Genomic DNA, 18359 nt, shown 5'->3' with positions numbered 1-18359 from the left:
CCCGTAAAAATCATTGAGGAAAGTCAGAGTTTATGCCGCATCTTTATATCCCCGAACACTATCGGCCGGTTTTAACCGGTAAAGAAACGGAACAGGCTATCGTCCGTATCAAAAACTCTTTTCAGCTCACCTTATCGACCCGTTTGAACTTAACCCGTGTTACAGCGCCGCTCTTTGTTCCCAGAGGAAAGGGCTTGAACGATGATCTGAACGGTACGGAGCGGGCAGTGCATTTTCCGGTAAAGGATATGAACGAGCAGGAACTTGAGATTGTACACTCGCTTGCAAAGTGGAAGCGTGTTAAAATAGCGGAAATGGGATTACAGTCCGGCTTCGGTATTTATACCGATATGAATGCGATCCGAGCTGATGAGGAACTTGATAATATCCATTCGCTGTATGTCGATCAGTGGGATTGGGAGCTCGCGATGGAGGAGTCCGACCGAACGCTCGATTTTTTGAAGGCAACCGTAGAAAAAATATACGATTGCTTAAAGTGTACCGAGTTTTTCATCTATGATAATTATTCTGCGATAGAGCCTATCTTGCCGAAGCATATCACCTTTATCCATACGGAAGACCTCTATGCGCAGTATCCCAATCTTTCCGGAAAGGAACGGGAACGGAAGTGCGCTCAACAATATGGAGCGGTCTTCCTAATCGGTATCGGGGCACCGCTCAAAAACGGGGAACCGCATGACGGCAGGGCGCCCGACTATGACGACTGGATTACCGAAACCGGCAGCGGACGGCACGGATTAAACGGAGACTTGTTGGTGTGGAATCCCGTGTTAGAGGATGTGCTTGAGCTCTCTTCGATGGGGATCAGGGTAAGTCCTAAAACAATGAGGGAACAGCTTGCTGCCCGCAACTGCATGGAGCGGGCATCGCTGTTTTTTCATACCAAGCTGCTGAACGGAGAACTGCCTCAAACCATCGGCGGGGGAATCGGGCAGTCGCGGCTCTGTATGTTCTTTTTGCGGAAAGCCCATATCGGTGAAACGCAGGTTTCGGTATGGCCCGACGATATGCGGGCGCAGTGCGCGGGACGGAGCATTCTACTATTATAGAATATTTGTGAATGAATTTATCGGGAGGCATTACAATGGACATTCGGCATTCGGTTGCTGCGTTTTTCGGGCGGCATAATTTTGATGCGGAAGGCCCCACGGTCAATACGGTTATCGATACGCTGCTGTATGATATGGAAGAAGGGCTGAAACGGGATCCGAGCATTCCCGTCGGTACGGGGCCGGCTCTGGATATGATTCCTACGTGGTTTATGCCGCCTCAGCAGCCGCCCAAAAATACTTCGGTTATCGTTATCGATGCAGGCGGAACCAATTTCCGGTCATGCTTGGTTACCTTTGACGAAAACAGCGTCCCGTCCATCAGTCAGCTTGAGCGGAAGCCGATGCCGGCAACCGATCGGGAATACTCCAAAGCGGAATTTTTTGATACCATCGCCTCTTATTTAGACCATTTGAAAAACGCCGCGGATTCTATCGCATTTTGCTTTTCGTATGCGATGAAAATTACTCCGGCAGGCGACGGCGAAGTGCTGCAATTTTCTAAGGAAATCAAAGCGCCCGAGGTAATCGGCTCATTGGTCGGCCAAAATTTGGAGGCGGCGCTGATGCAGCGGGGCTGGAATAAGCTGAAACGCATTGTACTGTTAAACGATACGGTTGCGGCGCTCCTCGCAGGGGCATCAACTGCTGTCGGCGGGAAAAAATACGATTCGTATGTAGGCTTTATCCTCGGAACCGGAATGAACGCCGCGTATATCGAATATCAGAACATTCCGAAAATTGCGTCGAACAGTGCTGGTACCGTAGCCTTGCCTGCGCAGATTGTCGTCTGCGAGTCGGGAAAGTCGAACAAACAGCCGCGCAGCGATTTTGATGAAGCGTTCGCAAAAAAGACCGACCAGCCGCAGATGTTTTGGTTTGAAAAAATGTGCTCAGGCGCCTACCTCGGATCGGTTGCTTCGGTGATGATACGAGCAGCCGCTGCGGACAATCTTTTTTCCGCCGGCGTTAAAAAAGCGTTTGCTTCCATTGCCGACCTTCCGCTCATCGATGTAAACCGCTTTTTGCAAGCGCCGTATTCCGATCAAACCCCACTCGGACAGCTGTTAACCGGCGGCACGGAGGAAGACCGCGAGGTTCTCTACCGGATATTGGATGCGCTGATTATGCGCACGGCACGGCTCGCTGCGGGGAATATCGCGGCGGCTGTCATTAAAACAGGCAAGGGAAAAAATCCTGCGCTGCCGGTTTGTATCCTTGCGGAGGGTACAACGTTTTTAAAAACGTACCGGTTGCATGATGCTGTCATCGCGCACCTCTATCGGGCGCTGACACAAAAACGCGGCATTTATTTTGATGTGGTGTCCCTCGAGCATGCAATTACGTTCGGCACCGCTATCGCGGGCACGATTTAACAATGTAGCGCACCTCTATTTCGAAGGATGCGAAGCAAATCTAACCGAGTTTTTAGAGGTGTGCTGTAACAATGTAACGGAGGTTTAACGAGACTCACATGGCGGAGCTTTTTTATCTGGCAAAAATCGGAGAAATCAATCTTAAAAAAGGGAACCTAAAGGATTTTGAGCGACGGCTTGCGCAAAACTTCAGAAGCTATTTTGACGGAGCGGCGCCGAACGTACAGGTGCGCGCCGGGCGGATGTATGTACGGGCTGACGAGGCCTTGCAGCCGCGGGTAGAAGCGGCTCTAAATCACCTTTTCGGCATTACAAGCTGGGCGCAGGCAAAACCGGTGGATAAAACGCTCGAAGCCATTTCCGAAACGGCTGTTACCGAAGCCAAAGCGCTGCAGGCGCAAGGTGCACGCACCTTTAAAATTGAAGCCCGCCGCGCCGATAAGCAATTTCCCCTCACGTCGTATGACATTGCGCGGGAAGTAGGCGGAACTATCCATACGGCGGGGATTTTAACCGTCGATGTGCATAACCCCGATGCGGTTATCAGCATCGAGGTACGCGAAAAGCAAGCGTTCATTTACGGCGTAGAGCATACCGGCAGGAGAGGCCTCCCCTGCGGCTGTTCGGGACGGGCGCTGCTGCTGCTCTCGGGCGGAATCGACTCTCCCGTTGCCGGATACAAAATGCTCTTCCGCGGTATGAAAGTCGATTACGTGTATTTTCATTCCCATCCGTATACATCGCCGGAAGCTCAGCAAAAGGTAGAAACCTTAGCAGGTATTTTAGCCCGTTACGGGCTTGGCGGGTACCTTACCGTCGTGTCGTTTACCAAGGTGCAGCAGCACCTCAAGCGGACGGTGCCGGAACCCTATTTGACGCTCCTGCTCCGTATGTGTATGATGCACACGGCCGAAATGCTGGCTGAAAAGGTTAATGCGCAGTGCTTGGTTACGGGAGAGAGCCTCGCGCAGGTGGCAAGCCAAACGATCGAAAACCTTACAATTACCGACAGCTGTGCAAAACTCCCGATCCTGCGTCCGCTTATCGGCATGGATAAGGAAGAAATCATACGGTATGCAGTTGATATCGGTACCTATCAAACTTCCATACTGCCGTATGAAGATTGCTGTGTACTGTTTTCTCCCAAACATCCGGTACTGCATACACGGCAGAAAGATGCCGAAGATATCTATGCGCGTATAGACATAGAGCCGCTGCTTATGGAAGCCTTTGAGCAGCGTGAAACAAAAAAAATAGAATGGACTTTGCCGTAAAGAAAGGATTTTATTTATAATGCATAAAAAATTATTACCTGTTTTATATCTTTTGTTTTTTTCTTCTGTTCTCTTAGTGGGTATGAGCGCTGATGATGCCTATCCTATTATTGAAAAAACAGTTTCGGCACTGCCGATGCAAAAGAATACCATATATTATACAAGTGATGATGATATACAACTCATACTCGGCACAGCAGCAGATACAGGTATTAACTTGTTTGAACTGATCGATTGTATGTACCGTTATCTTGCCGTGAATAATAAGCGGCTTGAAATTTCGGGAAAAATTCTTCGCAATGCACGAGCCTCATTTAGTTACGGAGGATATCCTGTCGAGCAGCTCTTACCGATAGATACTATAGTGAGCGTACAAGTCGGAGCTTGTTTTACTAAAAATCAAAATCCGCTTGAGCTGGAGCTTAATGCCCCTTACAGCGTTTACATTGAGATTGCAACGGCTGCATACGATACTCGATGCGGTTTTACGAAGCTGCAGCCGCTCAATTTTCTGGAATCTTATGGTATGTATATCAAAAAATGGAACATAACAAAGCAGATACGAAAAATCCATCTGTATGAACCCGGTTTCGGCGCTATATACGCTCGAGGTTTCTTTAAACCGAAAAAATGGGAACTGAGAGCTATCAGCCGAATTCCTCCTCAGTCCGCTGAACCTTGAGATTTCAGTTCATTATTTTTTTCCTGAAGTCCCAGTTTTATTTCTTCTGCCCGTGCGATATCCCGTTCGGCTGTTTCGATGAGCTTTTCGTACTGCGTAATGCCGTCTTTATACCCGGCAATTGCTTTTTGTAATGTTTCTATTTTATGTACCTCGCCGGCAAGAGCAATTTCGTTTCCGATATATTCGATGTCGATTGCATTTTTTTCCAGCTTTACGCGATACTCCGCAATGGAGTCTAAATACGGTTTAAACAGATCCGGTACGCCGGTAAGGGATTCGCCGGTTCTCATTCCTGCATCGGTATAAAAGATATCGCTATACTGCGAACCTTGCCGTCTCTCGGCTTCTTCAATTTTTTCATCCGTATCTTTTATGGTTTCAGTCAGTGTATTGATTCGTTTCTGGGGGGTATCGATAACACCGCATTCCGCTAGCGTTTCTTCAAGCTTTTTCTGCTCGGCAGTCAACGCTTCCTTTCTGTCTTCCGTCTCATCTTGTTTTGAAACGATTGCTTGGAGGGCAAGATACGCTGCTTCAAGTTGTTCCGGAAAGGAAGCTCCGCGTACCTCTTTTATAACAGTATCGGTGAGGAACTCTTCTCCTGCAGCAATAATTTGCTCGTTCATTTTTTTCTGTAGGCCGGCTAATTTCCCTTTTAACGATAACAGCTGCGGACTCAAGGTCAGCTTTTTAAAAAAGTGTGCATCGTTTTTTTGGCGTTCAAGTTCTTGTTTGTCTTGCTGTACCTTTTCGATAGACTCTTTGAGCGGTCCAATTGATTGTGCAATCTGTGCAATTTGCGGTAGTGAATTATTTTGATAGGTTTGAAAGAACAGCAAAATAAAATCGTTTCGTGCTTTTTGATATGTGCGCTGCCGTTCATTTAACAGTTTGTCGACTTCCTTGGAAAAAGCTTTTAATTCATTTTGCCGCGATTGTGCCGTTTTGATGCTCAAAATAGTATCCGAATCCTTTCGGCGGGACTCTCTCAGTATTTTCCACGCCTCAAAGTCCCGTTCGTCAATGTGAGGTGTCGTTTCTTTACGTTGCAAAACATATTCGAATTGGGTTTCGCCGTATTCTCTGTACAATGAATTAAGCATTGTTTGTAAATCTTCTCGCTCTTTTTTTTTGTCCGCTAAATTTTTCTTCAGATTATCCATACAAAACCGCCTTTGTTCATCCCATGAATATAAGATAAGAGAACACTATCAATATATACGTTTGTTGTAAAAAATACTATATCATCGGTTCAAACACGCTACTGACTGGACCTCGCCCAAAATGAACATCCGTGTTCATTTTGGGCTGCAAGTTTGTAAACAAACTTGTTTCTGCGTGGAACCAGCGGCATCCATGCCGCTACTGAAAGCCTCCTTCCAACGCTTTTGAAAAGAGACGGTGCAGATACAAGGAGTTAGGCAAAAAAGTACCGCAGGCGTATCTTTGATACGTTGAGGACACTTTTTTGCTGTACGACGCAGTAGATGCATCGTATATTTTCAAAAGAACAAAAGGATGATAGAATATAATTATGCATTTAAGTATTTGGGCGCTTGTGTTCCTGTGGTTCTTCGTTTTTTTGGCGGGTTTTGTCGATTCCGCGGCAGGGGGTGGTGGATTAATCTCGCTGCCTGCGTATCTGTTTGTCGGGCTTCCGCCGCATACGGCAATCGGGTGCAATAAGTTTTCCTCTGCATGCGGAACCACACTTTCCGCAGCGCGTTTTTTTAAAAACGGAGCGGTCGACTGGCAGGTCGCTGCAATTTCCGCAGTCTGTTCATTTGTAGCTTCGTACCTCGGTATAAGAATTGCATTGATGATTAATCAAGAAACGCTTAAAACCGTATTGGTTATCGTCCTCCCGATTGTCGCCGTGCTCCTTTTATTCAAGCGCAACTTCGGTGCGGAAAATCAATCAGCTGATATTCCTAAAAAGAAAGCGTTTATTTTAGCTGCCTGTGCAGGATTGGTGATCGGATTTTATGACGGACTGATCGGACCGGGAACGGGTACCATCGCGATTATCGTTTTTTCTGTAGGGATGAAGTACGACCTTAAAACCGCTTCCGGCAATGCAAAAGTCATGAATCTTGCATCGAATTATGCATCACTCATTGCTGTTATAACCGGCAACAAGGTCATCTATTCCATTGCAATTCCTGCCGCCGTATTCGGCATCATCGGAAACTATATCGGGGCGGGTTTTGCAATAAAAAAAGGCACTGCGTTTATCAAACCGCTGATGATCTGCGTTATCGTGCTGCTATTCGGAAAACTCTTTTACGATGTTTTCGGATCGCTGCTGTTTTCGTAATTGCCGATGAGCATGAAATATTCACTTTACGACCCTTATGATTATCCGCTATACCGTCCGCCGAGCGAGGCCTATTCTTTAATCTTACAGGTAACACTCGGCTGTTCGTATAATCGCTGTGTCTTTTGTGGAATGTATCAGACAAAAAAATTCCGGATTAAGCCGATTGAAACGGTGAAGCAGGAACTTGCGATGTTTGCCGAACACTATCGCCGTGTCGATAAGGTGTTCTTGGCTGACGGCGACGCGTTAACCGCCCCGACGGAATATTTGGTTGAGGTGTTGGACGCGATTGCTGACGTTATTCCTCAGTGCAAACGGGTGTCCTGCTATGCAACTCATCTCAATATCAGACAAAAATCTCCGGAAGAATTGCAGCTGTTGGCCTCAAAGGGATTGACGCTTTTGTATCTCGGTGTGGAAAGCGGCGATGATGAAACGCTCAAGTTTATCCGAAAGGGAACAACGGCGGCTGAGCTTATTAAACTGTCATACAAGGTGAAAGATGCGGGGATGGAGCTGTCGGCCACCTTTATTTTAGGGATTAACGGCGCCGAACGGGACAATACGCAGCATGCGATTAAAACCGGCGAGATTATCTCCAAAATGTATTTGACCTATGCGGGGCTTCTTACCCTGCGGCTTGAGGACGGTAGCTATCTTACCAAAGCCGCCGCCGAAGGGAAATACACAATCGTCGGGATTGAGGAAGTCGTTAAAGAACTAAAGCTGATATTAGAAAATATCCATGTTGAAGAGATGACCGCTCCGGTGATTTTCCGCTCCAATCACGCCTCCAACTTTTTAACGCTGAAAGGAACGCTGCCACAGGATCGGGACGCAATGCTTGCGCAAGTCAACCGTGTTCTGGAGCGGGGCGTATATCCTGAACACCAAAAATATTATTTATAGAGTCGCAAGCATGGGGCGAACCTACCGACTTCTTTGTAGTATATGTCTCCATTATTCTGCGGGGCTGTAAAGAACAACCCTGATCGGTTACCTTGTCACTGGGGGAGGTTTTCGGGTATAGTATTCGCCGTTTTTGAGGCCTTATGTTTACTAAAGATTTTGATTTTGATCTTCCGAAAGAATTAATTGCGCAGTACCCTTCAGCCGAACGCGGAAATGACCGGCTGCTCGTGTTACATAGACGGACGGGGACGTTAACCGATGCGATGTTTTCCGACTTGCCAAATTTTTTATCGCCTGATTATTTAATGGTGTTTAACAACACAAAGGTGCGCCATGCCCGTTTGTATGCCCATACCGCCAGCGGCGAGGCTGAGTTTTTGTTGATTGAACCGCTCGACGAAGGCTTTGTGTGGAAAACCATCGTAAAGCGTGCCAAGCGGCAGCGGGAGGGGAAGGAGTACACCTTTAACGACGGCACCCGTGCCGTGTTGATTCCACCTCCTTCCCCCAATGCAGCGGAGCCTGATTGCAAATATGTACGCTTTGACCGCTGCATTGATGACCGTTGGCTTGAAGCCAACGGTCATATCCCGCTGCCTCCGTATATCAAGCGCGGCGACACGAATGAAGATGCCGCGCGGTACCAGACCGTGTACGCAAAGAACACCGGATCGGTTGCGGCTCCTACCGCCGGGCTCCACTTTACGGAGCCGATTTTACAGGAACTGGATAAGCGGCATATTGCACGAACCGCCGTAACGCTGCATGTCGGGCTCGGTACGTTTTTACCGGTGCGGACTGAAGTGGTCGAAGAACATACAATGCACTCCGAAAAGTTCTTTATTTCCGATGAAACGGCAGAGATGGTTGAAAACGCTCACCGGAGCGGTAAAACCATCCTTGCTGTCGGGACAACTTCGGTGCGGACGCTCGAATCTGCATGGAAGTCCGATGTGCAGCAGCTGAGTCGCGGGATGCAGGCGACCGACATCTTCATTTATCCCGGCTTTCAGTTCGGGCTTACCGGAGCGCTGCTTACCAACTTTCACACGCCGCAGTCGAGCCTCGTTATGTTAGTATCCGCATTTGCCGGCCGCGACAATATCTTTGCCGCTTACCGCCATGCAATAGAAAAAAAATACCGTTTTTTCTCTTACGGCGATGCCATGCTTATACTTTAAGAAAAGCGGCATATATCCGGGGCAATCCGCATTAAAAATATTTTAAGCGAGGGATTCCCTTTCTGTACGGAATTTTATGCAAAATTATGCATATTTTTCCGATATTTTTTAATTTTATTGACTTTTTTGAATATTTATGCACTATTATTCTATAGGTGGCATAAGTGAAACAACGGCTAACAAGATTAAAAACAATCAGAAAATTGATAAAATCATACCCGATTGAATCTCAGGAGATGCTGCTCGGCTATTTGGATCGTGAAGGATTTTCCGTTACGCAGGCAACTTTGTCACGTGATTTAAAGATGCTTAAGGTGAGTAAGGTTTCTAATGGGAAGGGCGATTATGTTTATACAGTGCCGAGTGAAGACCACCCCCATGAAGCGGAGCAAGCAGGCATCCAAGATTTTTTGCGCGGGTATATTTCTATAGATTATTCGGGAAATATGGCGGTTATCAAAACATATTCGGGACATACCGAATTAATCTCGATGGCGCTCGAAAATATGGGGTTTGACTCCGTTCTCGGTATTATTGCCGGTCGGGATAACTGTGTGTTTATTTGTTTGAGAGAGGGAGTAAGCGGTGAACAGTTTTTACGTGAGCTGAAAGACCGGATTCCCGAATTGGAAGATTGATAGATGTTTCTAAGAATTCGGTTTGTTTTTAAGGGCGTCGTGATACTGCTTTAAGATATGATGTGGAAATGCCGATACCATAGAAGTATGAAAAGCGCTTGTTTTAGGATGTCTTCTTGTCTAATAGGAAGTATTCTCATATGCATAGTAGGTATAACAACAGCTTTCGGAGCTGATGTGCCCGCACCGAATTCAACGGCGGTAAAAAAAAGTACTGAGAGTAAAGAATCCGTTGTTACGGTAGAAACGGTAGCCGGTAAGGATCTGAAAGCTGTGCGCCTCTATCCCTTGGATCAAATACCGGATTCTGCTGAAATTCGCGAAGCGATTACGGCCTCATGGTTTTCCGCCCCGATTGAAAAAGTCATCAAAAAGGCGCCCGAATTGCATACGGATTCAAAAGGAAATACGTTTACGGTATCGGGGAAGTATGCGGAAGACAGTAGGAATATTTACACTATCTCTATTGTTCCCCATCTTACTGATTACAGTTTCCCGGAGCACAATCTTATACCGCAAGGTACATGGATACTGTACCGAAGGGTTGATACCGGGGCTCCCTTATCGATCAAGATATACCCGCGCGAAAATCCTGCTCTTTCGATTTCTCTCCGACCTGCGAGTCAAAAAGCTTACAGCGGCAAATCGTTTATCGATATATGTCTTTTTAATGCGTATGTGCGAAAGGATATTGCCATAGGCGTCCCTTTTGAAACGCTTTACCATATTTCGCTTTTACGGTTGAAATCCTTGAGTCAAGCAATCATTCCATGGGATTTATTTAATCCGCCACGTGATAACAGCTCTGTTAAAACGATGTCGCGCATAGTCGAAAATCTTCGGTATCACTTAGTACGATTGAAAGACGGTTGCTTTGACCACGACGGGAAACCTGTGCACATCAGTAGCTCGCAACCGCAAACCGAAGCGGAAATAACGGCTTCGATGAATATCGACCAAATCCGTTCTGAAATAATCGGTGGTGTTGATTCGGCCGGCTTTGCAAAGTGGATTATCGATGGGATGATCCGTCCCATTGCAGGGCAGGGGACGGTTATTGAAGCGTTAAAACGTGAGACTGATGCGCCTAAAACACATTTTATAAGGCCGTATCTGGATACCGAAAATGTCTTTTTCGGATTGGATTGGATACGCAATCTTGGTGCTGCCGCTTTAAGCTTGAATTTGAATCGTACCGTTTATCCCGACTCTTCCGGATTGGATGTGAATAGTTGTCCTTTTGCGCTTACCGGCGCGGCGATCCCGATAAATACGAATGCAAAAACCGGATTGCTAAAACAACCTGCTTTTTTGGGGTATCAACGATATGCAGGGTATCAGATATCGTATCTTTTACCGCTTTTATATTATTTTACTCTCGTCGAGCCTGATCATTTTTATCTTGCATGTGTCAGCACGGTGTCTTCAGCTACGGAGCTGAGAATGTATGACAGGGTAGTTGTATTCTTTCCGTATTTTGACGGTTGGGGCGAATTCCACGTTGATATCTATGAGAACAGTGAACGGATACCGATCGCCGAGTTTATCGAAAAAAATAAAGATGCTTATGCCGCTCTTGTACGTGTGCGCGCTCCGGAAGCAGGCCTCTTTAATCCGTAAAATTTTCTCTGAGTCCTTGACACTTTCCCGTTCTTCTGGTATCCTCAGCTGTCATTTTGCTTCTGTAGCTCAGTCGGCAGAGCACAACCATGGTAAGGTTGGGGTCAGCGGTTCGATTCCGCTCGGAAGCTTTTTGGTTTTATAGGAGGTTTGTGATGGCTAAGAAAACATCTGTTGAGCTTATCGCACTGCAATGTACTGAGTGTAAGCGAAAAAATTATACGACCGCAAAGAACCGGAAGAATATTCAGGGTAAGCTTGAGTTAAGCAAATATTGTCCGTTTGATCGTAAACATACCTTACATAAAGAAGCAAAAGTTAAATAAGTATTTGAAGTCCGACCGACCTAATGGCCTGCGGCTTTTAAATAGAGGTCAGTAGCTCTAATGGTAGAGCGTCGGTCTCCAAAACCGAATGTTGAGGGTTCGAGTCCTTCCTGGCCTGTTTCATAAAAAAGGGGTAGATATGTCAAAAATAATTACTTTTGGAAAAGAATGTGTTGCCGAGCTTCGTAAGGTTGTTTGGCCTACGCGTGATGATGTTGTTTCTGCTGTGAAGGTTGTTATTGTTTCTACCATTCTTGTTGCTATTTTTCTTGGTGTTGTCGATACATTCTTTGTCGCTTGTTTGGGTTGGTTCTTTTAAGGAACGGTTATGGCTAAAGAATGGTATATTTTGCATATCTTTTCAGGGTATGAAAAGAGAATAGAGCGTGCAATACGTTCGTTGATAGAGAATGGCGAAATTCCTGCCGGAGTTATCTCTGAGATTAAGATTCCCGAAGAGGAATTGACTGAGGTGAAAGACGGTAAAAAGCGAGTTGTTCGCCGAAAGTTTTTACCCGGTTATATTCTTATTGAAATGGACTTGCCTGCTGTAAACTGGAAGGGGGTTTGTACTCCGATTAGAAGGATACACGGCGTTACCGGGTTTTTGGGGGTTGTCGGTGATGCGCGCCCTCAGTCCATTTCTGCGGATGAAGCGAAAAGTGTTTTGCAGAAGTCCGGTGAAATCAAAGGTGAAAAAGCTCGGGCGGCTCAGTTGTTTACAGCCGGTCAGCAGGTTAAAATTATAGAAGGACCTTTTGATACCTTTACCGGCACTGTAGAAGAAGTTATGGCGGATCGCAATAAGCTGCGGGTGATGGTTGCTATATTTGGTAGAACTACTCCCGTTGAAGTGGATATGCTTCAGGTTGAATTGATTTAAGGGATATTTCTTAACACTTAAGCGTTCGACAATGTTTCCGTGTCTTTTTTTTGATTTTCATTTTATGGGAGGGAAATGGTTTCCCGTTAGTACCAGAAGGAGATAATTATGGCAAAGAAAAAGGTTACTGCGGTTATTAAATTGCAGTGTCCTGCCGGAAAGGCGACGCCTGCTCCGCCTGTCGAGCCTGCGCTTGGACCGCATGGCGTAAGCGCTCCCCAGTTTGTGCAACAGTTTAACGACCGCACAAAGTCAATGGAGCAGGGACTGGTTGTTCCGGTTGTTATTACCGTCTATTCGGATAAAAGCTTTACTTTTATCTTGAAGACTCCGCCTGCTGCGGTTCTTATCAGAAAAGCGTGTAATATTCAAAAAGGTTCTTCAAATTCCATAACTCAAAAGGTTGCAACTTTGTCGAAAGCAAAGCTTGAAGAAATTGCAAAAATGAAGATGCCTGATATTACTGCAAATGATCTGGAAGCCGCAAAGAAGATTATTGCAGGGACTGCACGAAGTATGGGTGTGGAGGTTGAGCGCTAATGAAACACGGAAAAAATTACCGCAATGCGTTGAAAAAATACGATAGCGCTGCTCTTTTCTCTATTCCTAGAGCTGTGGAGTTGGTGAAAGAGCTGAAGTTTGCGAAGTTCGATGAGACGGTTGAAGTGCATGTGAGCCTGAAACTTGGTAAAAACCAAAGCGTTCGTGATACCGTTGTTTTACCGCATCAGTTTAGAGGTGAGAAACGGGTATTGGTATTCTGTAAAGAAGATCGCGTAAAAGAAGCTTTGGAGGCCGGTGCTGCGTATGCCGGTGCTGCCGAGTATATCGAAAAGGTTAAAGGCGGTTGGCTTGATTTCGATATTGCCGTTGCTACTCCTGATATGATGAAGGATGTCGGGCGACTTGGTATGGTGCTTGGTCGGAAAGGCTTGATGCCAAACCCCAAGACGGGAACGGTTACCGCTGATATCGGTGCCGCTATCAATGAGCTTAAAAAGGGTCGTGTTGAATTCCGTGCCGATAAAACTGGTGTTGTGCATCTTGCAATCGGTAAGGTTTCGATGGATACGGATAAAATTGCCGAGAATATTACAATCCTTTTAACTGAAATCGGACGAAAAAAGCCCGCTGATGCAAAGGCTGATTTTATTCAGTCGGTTTCCATCAGCTCTACGATGGGGCTGGGAGTCTGGCTTGACTATAAGGTAGGAGAATAAGATGGCACTGCGAGCACATAAACCGCAGCCTGCAAAAACGGCTGCTATCGAAAATATTACGAATGAGTTAAAAGCTGCTTCGTCTTTCATTTTTACGGAATACCGCGGGTTGTCTGTCGAGCAGATTACACAGTTGCGCGCAAAGCTTCGCGAAAATAATTGCACCTACAAAGTTGTGCGCAATAATTTTGCACGCATCGCTTTCGATTCCGTTAATTTGGACGTTAAAGACTATTTGGTCGATCCTACTGCGGTTGCAATGATGAGCGAAGATGCTAACGCCGCGGCGAAAACATTATTTGAATTTGCAAAAGAAACTCCTGCGCTGGTGGTAAAGGGCGCAGTAGTTGACGGGGAATTCTACGATGCTGCAAAGATTGAAGCATTCTCAAAATTACCCGGCAAAAAAGAGCTTATTGCAATGTTTATGTCTACGGTTAATGCAACGACTGCAAAGTTTGTGCGTACCCTTCAAGCTATCGTTGATAAAGAAGGCAGTGCTTCCGGCTCTGCTCCTGCATCAGCTGAAGCATAACCGGGTATCCCTAAAAATTCGTTGGTTTTTTAGAGATTCCCGATTTTTGAATGCGGCAGTCAGGCTTCATGCGCTGTCTTCCTGTCTGCCGTTACTGCAGCTTGTATAAGCTGTGAAATTTTAATTTATAGGAGAAGATAATATGGCGGCATTAACAAACGAACAAATTATTGAGGCAATCAAAGAGAAAACAATCCTTGAGCTTTCCGAATTGATTAAGTCGATGGAAGAAGTATTCGGCGTAACAGCTGCTGCTCCGGTTGCAGTTGTTGCCGGTGGCGCTGCAGGCGGTGCGGCGGCTGCTGAAGAGCAGACTGAATTTACCGTAACGCTGAAAGGTTTGACAGATCCCAGCAAGAAAATCGGCGTAATCAAAGAGGTTAGAAACGTTATTGCCGGTCTCGGTCTTAAAGAGGCAAAAGAACTTGTAGAAGGCGCTCCGAAAGTATTGAAGGAGAATGTTTCTAAAGAAGAAGCTCAGAAGATTAAAGAGGCCATGACAGCTGCCGGTGCAGAGATTACGATTGCTTAATTCTTTTAATATGAGCCGGTTGTGCTATGCAACCGGCTATTGTTTGATTCTCTGATTTTTTCTCAAACACTATGTTAAGCTTCCTCGTGAATAGGGGAGGCTTTTGTAGTTTAAACAGGTAAAAATATGGTAGTAAAAATAAAAAGCTGCTTAAAAAGTCTGTTTTAAAAAATGGGTCGATTGTAAGACGGTTGTATACTATGTGCTGTGCAGTACGTTGTGCTCATTCTAAGTTTTGATAGAGACGCGGAACTGCTCGGGCGAGAGAAGGGGGATAACGGGATGCCTGTGCGGAAAACGGTTAATCGCCAATATATCGGAAAAAATATCCAAAATTTTATGGAGCTGCCTAATTTAATTGACATTCAGCTCGCATCGTATGAAAAATTTTTGCGCCGCGGAACACACCAAAGCGGGAATACTTCGGAGGAAGTCGGTTTGGAGGATGTGTTTCGGACAACCTTCCCGATCGAAAGCCCGAATGGCGATATGACGTTGGAGTATCAATCGTATACGCTTGATGAAAATGATATTAAATTCAGCGAATACGAGTGCAAGCAGAAAGGCTTGACTTATGCCATTCCGTTAAAGGCTCAGATAGATTTGGTATTTAACCAAACCGGTGAAATCCGCCGTAAGAGCATCTATATGGGTGATATTCCGTTGATGACCGAACGCGGTACTTTTATCATCAACGGTGCCGAGCGCGTCGTCGTATCTCAAATACACCGCTCTCCGGGCGTTATTTTTTCTCATGATAAAGGCGTCTATTCAAGCAGGATTATTCCCTATCGTGGAAGCTGGCTTGAATTTGAAATTGACCAGAAAAAAGATCTGATTTATGCAAAGCTCGATAAGAAAAAACGTATCTTAGGAACCCTGTTTTTACGGGCACTGGGATATGAAACCCGCGAACAGATTATTGACTTTTTCTATAAAACCGAAGTGTTGCCGATTGCGGAAGGGACAACGGAATACGATAAGCTGGTAGGTCGTGTGCTTGCCAAGCGGGTTACCGTGACCGACGAATCCGGAGAACGGATACTTTATCAGGCCGGTGAAAAGATTCATCCGCACGTTGTCGATGAGCTTCGCCAAAACCATATCGCCGAAGTTACTGTTATCGATTTCAAAAAAGAGGGTAGTCTTGATTCTCCCGTTATCATCAACTGCTTTGAACGGGAGGAAATCCGTTTTGCCGATACTGCAAAAGGGCAGGAGCCGACGAAGGAAGAGGCGCTGTCTGTTGTTTACGCCGCTTTAAAGCCCGGCGATCCTATGACAGTAGAAGCTGCCGAGAAAGATTTGACCTCGATGTTTTTCTCTCCTCGTCGATATGATCTCGGACGTGTGGGGCGGTATAAACTGAATAAAAAATTTGATTACGAGCATTCCGTTGAAGAATGTACGCTTATCCTCGACGATATTGTAAATACGATGAAGTATCTCATTCAGGTTTACATCGGAGACGCTTCAATCGATGATATCGACCACCTCGGTAACAGACGTGTCCGCTCCGTCGGTGAGCTGATGACCAATACGCTTAAAACCGCGTTCCTCCGTATGGAGCGGATTGCGCGCGAGCGGATGGGGTCAAAAGAAATTGAAACGATTAAGCCGCAAGAGCTTATTTCCATAAAGCCTATCGTGGCAACCATTAAAGAATTTTTCGGGGCAAGTCAGCTTTCACAGTTTATGGATCAGGTTAATCCGCTCGCGGAGCTTACCCATAAACGCCGTCTGAATGCATTAGGCCCCGGCGGTCTTTCTCGCGATCGCGCCGGTTTTGAAGTCCGCGACGTTCACTACACCCATTACGGACGGATGTGCCCGATTGAAACGCCGGAAGGTCCGAATATCGGTCTTATCGTATCGATGGCAAGCTACGCGCATGTCAATGACTACGGCTTTTTGGAAGCACCGTATGTCAAGGTTGTCAACGGTGTTGCAACCCGAGAGGTTGAATACCTTTCGGCGATGGACGAAGATAAATATTACATTGCACAGGTGTCCACTGCAGTGCAGAGCGATGGCACGATTACAGCAGAACAGATTGCATGTCGCCATCAGGGAGACTACACGACGCGTAATTCAAAAGAAGTACAGTACATGGACGTGTCGCCCAAACAGATTATTTCCGTGTCTGCATCGCTCATTCCTTTCCTTGAGCATGACGACGCAAACCGTGCGCTCATGGGTTCAAACATGCAGCGGCAGGGTGTACCGCTCGTATTCCCCGAACCGCCTCGTGTCGGTACCGGTATGGAAGGTAAGTGCGCGTATGATTCGGGTGTGTTAGTCAAAGCAAAGCGGAGCGGTACGGTTACGTTCGTTTCCTCCGAGAAGATTTCCATTGAATCGGACGCGCCGGAAGGAACGGAGGAAAAGGTTCGCGACTATACGCTGCTGAAATATCAGCGTACCAATCAGGATACCTGCTATCATCAGCGACCGATCGTTGCCGTCGGACAGCATGTAGAAGTCGGTGATGTTATTGCCGACGGGCCTGCAACCTATCAGGGAGAGCTCGCACTCGGCCGCAATATTCTGGTCGGCTTTGTGCCGTGGAACGGGTATAACTACGAAGACGCTATTTTGATTTCCCGTCGCGTGCTGAAAGAAGATATGTTCACGTCGGTGCATATTAAAGAGTTTACGACGGAAGTCCGTGAGACCAAACTCGGTTCGGAGCGGATTACCAGCGATATTCCCAATAAGTCTGAAAAAAGCCTCGATAACCTTGATGCGGAAGGTATTATCCGCATCGGTGCGCAAGTCCGCTCCGGCGATATATTAATCGGAAAGATTACGCCTAAAAACGAGTCGGAGACGACACCTGAGTTTAAGCTGCTCAATTCGATATTCGGTGAGAAGGCAAAGGATGTTCGCGACTCCTCATTGCGCGTACCGCACGGTGTTGAAGGTACGGTTATCGATGTACAGCGCTTGAAGCGTTCTCAGGGTGATGATCTTAATCCGGGTGTTGATGAGTTTATCAAAGTTCTCATCGCGACAAAACGTAAGTTGCGCGAGGGTGATAAGATGGCCGGCCGCCACGGAAACAAGGGTATCGTTGCCCGCATTTTGCCGGAAGAAGACATGCCGTATATGGAAGACGGTACGCCGCTCGATATCTGCTTAAATCCGCTCGGTGTTCCTTCTCGTATGAATATCGGTCAGATTTTGGAGTCGGAACTCGGCCTCGCGGGCTTGCGCCTTGACGAATGGTACGAAGCGCCCGTATTCCAGTCGCCGACCAATGAGCAAATCGAGAAGAAACTGGTTGAAGCGGGTATCCCCGCCAACTCAAAGGTGAAGCTGCGTGACGGACGAACCGGTATGCCCTTCCAGAACGACGTATTTGTCGGAGTTATTTATTTTATGAAGCTCGCTCACCTTGTTGACGACAAGATGCATGCCCGATCCACCGTCCCGTATTCGTTGGTAACTCAGCAGCCGCTCGGCGGTAAGGCTCAGTTCGGCGGTCAGCGTTTGGGAGAAATGGAAGTGTGGGCGCTCGAAGCTTATGGTGCGGCCAATACGCTGCAGGAGCTTTTAACCATTAAGTCGGACGATATGCACGGACGTTCCAAGATATATGAGTCTATCGTGAAGGGACAAGCCGCAACCGCCGCCGGAATTCCCGAATCGTTTAACGTATTGGTACAGGAATTGCGCGGTTTGGCGTTGGACTTCACAATTTACGATGAAAAAGGAAAGCAAATCCCGCTGACCGAGCGTGATGAAGAATTAATCACCGAAAACAGCTCCAAGTTTTAATTGAGAT

At 46.6% G+C, this 18359-nt stretch carries 18 protein-coding genes and 2 tRNA genes; 19 read left to right on the top strand and 1 reads right to left on the bottom strand.

The window, feature by feature from the left end; translation table 11 throughout:
- The first annotated feature begins 32 nt into the window (after positions 1-32).
- From asnA to GWP43_RS10305, 4 genes are all read left to right on the top strand, one after another.
- Positions 33-1070: an aspartate--ammonia ligase gene (asnA, locus tag GWP43_RS10320; RefSeq protein ID WP_162664081.1), complete on the top strand. Its 1038-nt coding sequence runs from the start codon at positions 33-35 to the stop codon at positions 1068-1070.
- 35 nt (positions 1071-1105) lie between these two features.
- Positions 1106-2446 (top strand): hexokinase family protein, encoded by a 1341-nt coding sequence (locus GWP43_RS10315; RefSeq protein ID WP_162664080.1) that lies wholly within the window; start codon positions 1106-1108, stop codon positions 2444-2446.
- Between the two features lie 98 nt (positions 2447-2544).
- The gene (gene thiI, locus GWP43_RS10310) at positions 2545-3720 is read left to right on the top strand and encodes a tRNA uracil 4-sulfurtransferase ThiI (RefSeq protein WP_162664079.1); all 1176 of its coding nucleotides are present in this window, start codon (positions 2545-2547) and stop codon (positions 3718-3720) included.
- A gap of 19 nt (positions 3721-3739) precedes the next feature.
- Entirely contained in the window at positions 3740-4402 is a 663-nt protein-coding gene (locus GWP43_RS10305) for a hypothetical protein (protein WP_162664078.1), read from the top strand.
- Here GWP43_RS10305 and GWP43_RS10300 read toward each other — a convergent pair.
- On the bottom strand, positions 4384-5568 hold the full coding sequence (locus tag GWP43_RS10300; RefSeq protein WP_162664077.1) for a hypothetical protein: 1185 nt from the start codon (positions 5566-5568) through the stop codon (positions 4384-4386). The two genes, GWP43_RS10305 and GWP43_RS10300, sit on opposite strands and share 19 nt — an antisense overlap.
- Positions 5569-5939: 371 nt before the next feature.
- Here GWP43_RS10300 and GWP43_RS10295 point away from each other — a divergent pair, with 371 nt between their 5' ends.
- The 15 genes from GWP43_RS10295 to rpoB all read left to right on the top strand — a co-directional run bounded on the left by GWP43_RS10295 (position 5940) and on the right by rpoB (position 18352).
- Positions 5940-6722 carry a sulfite exporter TauE/SafE family protein gene (locus GWP43_RS10295; protein ID WP_162664076.1) on the top strand — a complete coding sequence of 261 codons (783 nt, stop codon included), beginning with the start codon at positions 5940-5942 and terminating at the stop codon, positions 6720-6722.
- A gap of 12 nt (positions 6723-6734) precedes the next feature.
- Positions 6735-7634 (top strand): radical SAM protein, encoded by a 900-nt coding sequence (locus GWP43_RS10290; protein ID WP_162664075.1) that lies wholly within the window; start codon positions 6735-6737, stop codon positions 7632-7634.
- A 143-nt stretch (positions 7635-7777) separates the two neighbouring features.
- Positions 7778-8818 carry a tRNA preQ1(34) S-adenosylmethionine ribosyltransferase-isomerase QueA gene (gene queA / locus GWP43_RS10285; RefSeq protein WP_162664074.1) on the top strand — a complete coding sequence of 347 codons (1041 nt, stop codon included), beginning with the start codon at positions 7778-7780 and terminating at the stop codon, positions 8816-8818.
- Positions 8819-8982: 164 nt separating this feature from the next.
- Positions 8983-9456 carry an arginine repressor gene (locus tag GWP43_RS10280; RefSeq protein ID WP_162664073.1) on the top strand — a complete coding sequence of 158 codons (474 nt, stop codon included), beginning with the start codon at positions 8983-8985 and terminating at the stop codon, positions 9454-9456.
- A 177-nt stretch (positions 9457-9633) separates the two neighbouring features.
- Positions 9634-11076, top strand: coding sequence for a hypothetical protein (locus tag GWP43_RS10275; RefSeq protein ID WP_230977670.1), 1443 nt, complete (start codon positions 9634-9636; stop codon positions 11074-11076).
- 58 nt (positions 11077-11134) lie between these two features.
- A tRNA-Thr gene (locus GWP43_RS10270) sits at positions 11135-11207 on the top strand.
- Positions 11208-11231: 24 nt separating this feature from the next.
- Positions 11232-11402, top strand: a complete 171-nt coding sequence (gene rpmG / locus GWP43_RS10265) for a 50S ribosomal protein L33 (RefSeq protein ID WP_162664071.1) — start codon at positions 11232-11234, stop codon at positions 11400-11402.
- Between the two features lie 45 nt (positions 11403-11447).
- Positions 11448-11520: transfer RNA gene (locus GWP43_RS10260), tRNA-Trp, on the top strand.
- Positions 11521-11541: 21 nt separating this feature from the next.
- On the top strand, positions 11542-11721 hold the full coding sequence (gene secE, locus GWP43_RS10255; protein WP_162664070.1) for a preprotein translocase subunit SecE: 180 nt from the start codon (positions 11542-11544) through the stop codon (positions 11719-11721).
- A 9-nt stretch (positions 11722-11730) separates the two neighbouring features.
- Positions 11731-12285: a transcription termination/antitermination protein NusG gene (nusG, locus tag GWP43_RS10250; RefSeq protein WP_162664069.1), complete on the top strand. Its 555-nt coding sequence runs from the start codon at positions 11731-11733 to the stop codon at positions 12283-12285.
- Between the two features lie 105 nt (positions 12286-12390).
- Positions 12391-12825 carry a 50S ribosomal protein L11 gene (gene rplK, locus GWP43_RS10245; protein WP_203232473.1) on the top strand — a complete coding sequence of 145 codons (435 nt, stop codon included), beginning with the start codon at positions 12391-12393 and terminating at the stop codon, positions 12823-12825.
- Positions 12825-13505 (top strand): 50S ribosomal protein L1, encoded by a 681-nt coding sequence (rplA, locus tag GWP43_RS10240; protein ID WP_162664067.1) that lies wholly within the window; start codon positions 12825-12827, stop codon positions 13503-13505. The genes rplK and rplA overlap by 1 nt, the downstream gene beginning before the upstream one ends.
- A gap of 1 nt (position 13506) precedes the next feature.
- Positions 13507-14040: a 50S ribosomal protein L10 gene (rplJ, locus tag GWP43_RS10235; protein WP_162664066.1), complete on the top strand. Its 534-nt coding sequence runs from the start codon at positions 13507-13509 to the stop codon at positions 14038-14040.
- A gap of 142 nt (positions 14041-14182) precedes the next feature.
- Positions 14183-14572 (top strand): 50S ribosomal protein L7/L12, encoded by a 390-nt coding sequence (gene rplL, locus GWP43_RS10230; RefSeq protein ID WP_162664065.1) that lies wholly within the window; start codon positions 14183-14185, stop codon positions 14570-14572.
- Between the two features lie 282 nt (positions 14573-14854).
- Entirely contained in the window at positions 14855-18352 is a 3498-nt protein-coding gene (gene rpoB / locus GWP43_RS10225) for a DNA-directed RNA polymerase subunit beta (protein ID WP_162664842.1), read from the top strand.
- Positions 18353-18359: the final 7 nt, after the last annotated feature.

It is taken from the genome of Treponema vincentii, assembly GCF_010365865.1.
GTDB lineage: Bacteria > Spirochaetota > Spirochaetia > Treponematales > Treponemataceae > Treponema.
The sequence above is the reverse complement of the archived record's forward strand: the minus strand, read 5'-3'. Positions and strand labels throughout refer to the sequence as shown.